Here is a 4,618-nt window from a genome sequence, read left to right on the forward strand (position 1 = left end):
GGCCGGAGCGGGTGCCGGGACGGGCGGCGGCGGGGCCGTACGGCGTCCGCGCTTGCGCTCGATCAGTTCGATGGCGCTCTGCGGCAGCCACTCGCCCGCGTCGCCGTCGCCACCGGAGTCGCCCCGGGCGAAGAGGTGCGGCGCCAGCTCGGCCTGGATCTCGGCGGGGGTCAGCCGCCGCTCCGGGGCGGGGCGCATACAGGCCCGTACCAGCGGAGCCAGCTCCTCGGGCAGGCCGGAGAGGTCGGGCTCGTCGCGGAGCAGGGCGAAGACGGTCTCCACCGGGTTGCCGCCCCGGTAGGGCGGGTGGCCGGTGGCCGTGTAGACCAGCAGCGAGCCCAGCGAGAAGACATCGCTGGCGCCGGTGACGCTCCGGCTGTCCCGGGCCTGCTCGGGCGACATGTAGGCGGGGGTGCCGACCGCGACGTTGGTCATGGTGAGCCGGGTGTGCGAGACCCCGGCGGCGATACCGAAGTCGATCACCCGGGGGCCGTCCTCGACCACCAGGACGTTGGACGGCTTGAGGTCCCGGTGCACCAGTCCGGCCGCGTGGATGGACTGCAGCGCCTCGGCGATGCCGGCGATCAGCCAGCGGACCGCCTCCACCGGCAGCGGGCCGCACTCGTTGACCAGGTCCTCCAGCGAGGGCGCGGGGACGTAGGCGGTGGCCAGCCACGGCACGGGGGCGTCGGCGTCGGCGTCGACCACCGCGGCGGTGTAGAAGCCGCTGACGGTCTTGGCGGCGGAGATCTCCCGGCTGAAGCGGACCCGGAAGAGCTGGTCCTCGGCGAGTTCCGCGCGCACGGTCTTGATGGCCACCCGCCGCCCGGACGCGGACCGCGCCAGGTAGACCAGGCCCATCCCGCCCGCGCCGAGGCGTCCCAGCACCTCGAAGGGCCCGATCCGCCTCGGATCGTGCGCCGTCAGCTGGTCCACTCCTCCGCACCTCCCCGCTCTGCCGCCCCGCCGCGTGCCGCCGCGGGGTGGGTCGTCCGATTGTCCATTGCCGACCCGCCGAACACCCAACCAGCAGGGCCGGTCCGCACCGCTCCCGGGGACGCCGGGCATGCCGGAGGCCGCGGCGGTCCGCCGCCAAGAGGAGGACGTACGGCACGGCGCCGTGGTTCGCCTCCGTCCCGGGCGGGCCGCGGACGGCCGCATCGCGGAAGGGGAACTCCGATTGGCTCTAACGGACCAGTCACAACTGCATTACGGACTGGGGTCCGGATTCGAAGACATCGGCGAATGCATAGCGGACCGCAAGATCCGGATGTCGTCGAATTGTCCGTCAGTGCCCGGCTCGGGAACTCGTGACCTGGACATGAAGACAACCGTAACGGACCCTCGGATGCAACACAGAGAGAGCGTCCGGTCATTCTCCGCGCCCTTGTGGTGCTGCCGCGCCACCCCCGGTCGGAGTATTCGTCACATTGCCGAATCGCGCCCTGATCTTGCGCGGGTAAACTGACGGCATGACAGGACAAGTTCGCACCGTCGACGGTCGCGTCGCCGGGCGACGCGGACAGGCGACGCGGCAGAAGCTGCTCGACTGCCTCCGCGAGATGCTCAGCACGTCGCCGTACCGGGACGTCAAGGTCATCGACGTCGCCCGGATGGCGGGTACCTCCCCCGCAACGTTCTACCAGTACTTCCCGGATGTCGAGGGCGCCGTCCTCGAGATCGCCGAGGAAATGGCCAAGGACAGCCTCGGGCTCAAGGAGCTCGTGGCCGACAAATCCTGGGCGGGAAAGACCGGCCTGACCACCGCCGAGGAGCTGGTTGACGGCTTCCTCGGGTTCTGGCGCAAGAACGACGCCATCCTCCGTGTGGTCACCCTGGGTGCGGCGGAAGGGGACAAGCGGTTCTTCAAGATCCGCATGAAGGTCCTCAACGCCGTGGTCGGCCCGCTCACCGACACCCTCAAGGACATGCAGGCGAAGAACCGGTTCGACAAGTCGGCGAATGCCGGCGCCGTCGCCGGTTCGCTCATCACCCTGCTGGCCGCCTCGGCCGAGCACCAGAAGGCATTTGACTCCTGGGGCGCCAAGGCCAAGGACCTCAAGCCCAATCTGACGTCTCTGGTCTACCTCTCGGTGACCGGCAAGAGACCGCCGAAGTAGGGCTGCCCCGCACCATCCCGCATCACGCACCATGACGCTTCACCAGAACCATCCGCATCACCAGCACCACCAGCACCACATCCACCGTGCGCGCACCCCCGGTCTCCTGTCCGGACCGGGACGGACGGAGGGCGCCGGCCGTGCCTCGGGGGAGGTAAGCCGGACGTCCGAAGCGCGCCCGCGCAGGGGCGGCCGCGGCATCACCGGGGCCGCCCCGCAGCGCGTCAGGGCCCCGCTCAGGGGCAGCGGACGACCTGTCCGGCGTACGCCAGACCACCGCCGAAGCCGAAGAGCAGCACCGGCCCGTCCGAGGGCAGCTCACCGCGCTCCACCAGCTTGCTGAGCGCCAGCGGGACGGAGGCCGCCGAGGTGTTGCCGGACACCACCACGTCACGGGCGATCACCGCCTGCTCCGCGCCCAGCTTGGCCGCGATCGCCTCGATGATCCGCAGATTGGCCTGGTGCGCGACGAAACCGGCCAGCTCCGAGGGCGCCACTCCGGCGCGCTCGCAGGCCAGCCGGGCGATCGGCGCGAGCTTGGTGGTGGCCCAGCGGTAGACGGTCTGGCCCTGCTGGCTGATCCTCGGCTCCCAGCCGGAGATCACCACCGCGTCGCCCTTGTCCGGCTCCGAACCCCACACCACCGGCCCGATCCCGGGCGCGGTCCCCTCCGGGGTGGTCTCCAGCACCGCCGCGCCGGCCCCGTCGCCGAAGATCACACAGGTGGACCGGTCGCTCCAGTCCACCGTGTCCGACATCCGCTCGGCGCCGATCACCAGGGCGCGGCGCGCCGCCCCCGCCCGCAGCGCGTGGTCCGCGGTGGCCAGCGCGTAGGAGAAGCCGGAGCAGGCGGTGTTGATGTCGTACGCGGCCGGGGAGGGGATGCCCAGCCGGGCAGCGACCGCCGCGGCGGTGCTGGGGCTGCGCTGCACCGCCGTACAGGTGGCCACCGCGACCAGGTCGATCTCGTGGGGCTGCAGCCCGCTGTTGGCCAGCGCCTTCTGGGCGGCCTGCTCGGCCATGTCGACCAGGGTCTCGTCCACCGCGATGTGCCGGGTGCGGATCCCCACCCTTTCGCGGATCCACTCGTCGTCGGTGTCGACCATACGCGCGAGATCGTCATTGGTGAGCACCTTGGGCGGCTGGTAGTGGCCCAGCGCCATGATGCGGGATCCTGTCATGACACCACTCAACCCGGTTACCGGCGAGTCATGGGTTCACGCCCTGATACAGGATCGGACAGCGGATGCTGTAGCCCCCGGACAACGCCCGGGCGGTCCGCGGTCAGACGGCCAGGGACGCCTGGTCGCCCATCACTATGACCGGGTGTGCGGCCGGGTCCAGCGCCCTCAGCAGCGCCACCATGTCCTTCTCGGCGAGCGAGACGCAGGCATGGGTGGGACCGCCGTGGTCGACGTGCACCCATATGCCGCCGCCCTTGTCCGCGCCGAGCGGCTTGCGGCCGTCCAGCGGGGAGGTGCCGGCCACCCGGTTGTAGTCGATCGCCACCACGTAGTCGAAGGAGCCCGCGAGGTCCTCGCCCTCGAAGCCCTTGCCGCCGACGGTGAAGTCCGGATCGCGGTGGTACGGAAGCCTGGTGCCCGGGTCCGCCTTGAGACCGCCGGCGTCGCTGAGCGAGTAGACGCCGACCGGGCTGCGCAGGTCGTCGAGGTGGTGGTCGGCCGTCCAGCCCTTGAGGGCGTTGTGGGCCGGCCAGCTGGTGCCGGGCTGCCAGCGGCCGTCCGCGGTGCGGGTCCACAGGGTGGCGGTGGAGTCGGCGGAGTTCCGGCCCTCGCCGGAGACCAGCAGCACCTGGCTGGTCCTGGCCGGGATCCTGGCCCGGAAGCCGGCTCCGAGGCCGGGGAGTTCCGCGACCGTGCCGTCGTTGCGGTCCGAGCGGTCGGCGGCGGGGGACGAGGTGTGTCCGGAGTCCAGCGCGCCGCTGCGGGCGCGGGCGGCGGCGACGCCGTCCTGCGACCGGCCGGCGGAGGCGGAGGCCGAGGCGCTGGTGAGCGCGCCCTGCGGGCCGAAGGCCAGCCAGCCGCCCGCCGCGGCCACCAGAACGGCCGCGGTGCCCGCCGCCGCGGCGCCCCGACGGCTGCGGCGCTGCTTGCGGCGCTGCCCCCGGTGGCGGCCCTGGCGCGGGCCGGGCACGGGCAGCGGCTCGGGCTGGTCGGCGGTGCGCTCGGTGCGGGGCATGGGTGCGATCCTCCCAAAGGACCGGGGCGCTCCCGGTACCGGGGTGCCGGTTGCGGTGTGTGAACCTACGCACACCGCGCCCCGGTGGTTCAGTTCCGCACCCCCTTCACGCAGTTGGCGCCTGTGTCACCCCGGGCGGCCCGGCTCGGGTCCTACCGGGGTGCGCGCGGTGAGTGCCCCGACCCGGGGTCCGGGCGGCGGGACGCACTGCGACCCCGCCCGGATGCGCGGGCGGGGCCGGAGGCGGTGCCGGGTCCGGGCCGGTCAGAGCCGGGTCAGGGGGCCGGCCGGGGCGAGGG

General features: G+C 72.7%; 4 protein-coding genes. 1 reads left to right on the forward strand and 3 read right to left on the reverse strand.

Annotated elements, in window-relative coordinates; all coding sequences use genetic code 11:
* On the reverse strand, positions 1-936 hold a 936-nt coding region (locus AOK09_RS29085; protein ID WP_245687526.1), incomplete at its 3' end, for a serine/threonine-protein kinase.
* Positions 937-1,472: 536 nt separating this feature from the next.
* On the opposite strand from AOK09_RS29085, the gene AOK09_RS29090 reads away from it, so the two are divergent.
* Positions 1,473-2,120: a TetR family transcriptional regulator gene (locus AOK09_RS29090; RefSeq protein WP_055590228.1), complete on the forward strand. Its 648-nt coding sequence runs from the start codon at positions 1,473-1,475 to the stop codon at positions 2,118-2,120.
* A 236-nt stretch (positions 2,121-2,356) separates the two neighbouring features.
* Here the strand turns inward: AOK09_RS29090 and AOK09_RS29095 are convergent, their stop codons facing one another.
* Positions 2,357-3,301: a beta-ketoacyl-ACP synthase III gene (locus AOK09_RS29095; protein WP_055590229.1), complete on the reverse strand. Its 945-nt coding sequence runs from the start codon at positions 3,299-3,301 to the stop codon at positions 2,357-2,359.
* A gap of 103 nt (positions 3,302-3,404) precedes the next feature.
* On the reverse strand, positions 3,405-4,319 hold the full coding sequence (locus tag AOK09_RS29100) for a hypothetical protein (protein WP_055590230.1): 915 nt from the start codon (positions 4,317-4,319) through the stop codon (positions 3,405-3,407).
* Between the last annotated feature and the right edge of the window lie 299 nt (positions 4,320-4,618).

It is taken from the genome of Peterkaempfera griseoplana (genome assembly GCF_001418575.1).
In the GTDB taxonomy this organism is placed as follows: domain Bacteria; phylum Actinomycetota; class Actinomycetes; order Streptomycetales; family Streptomycetaceae; genus Peterkaempfera; species Peterkaempfera griseoplana.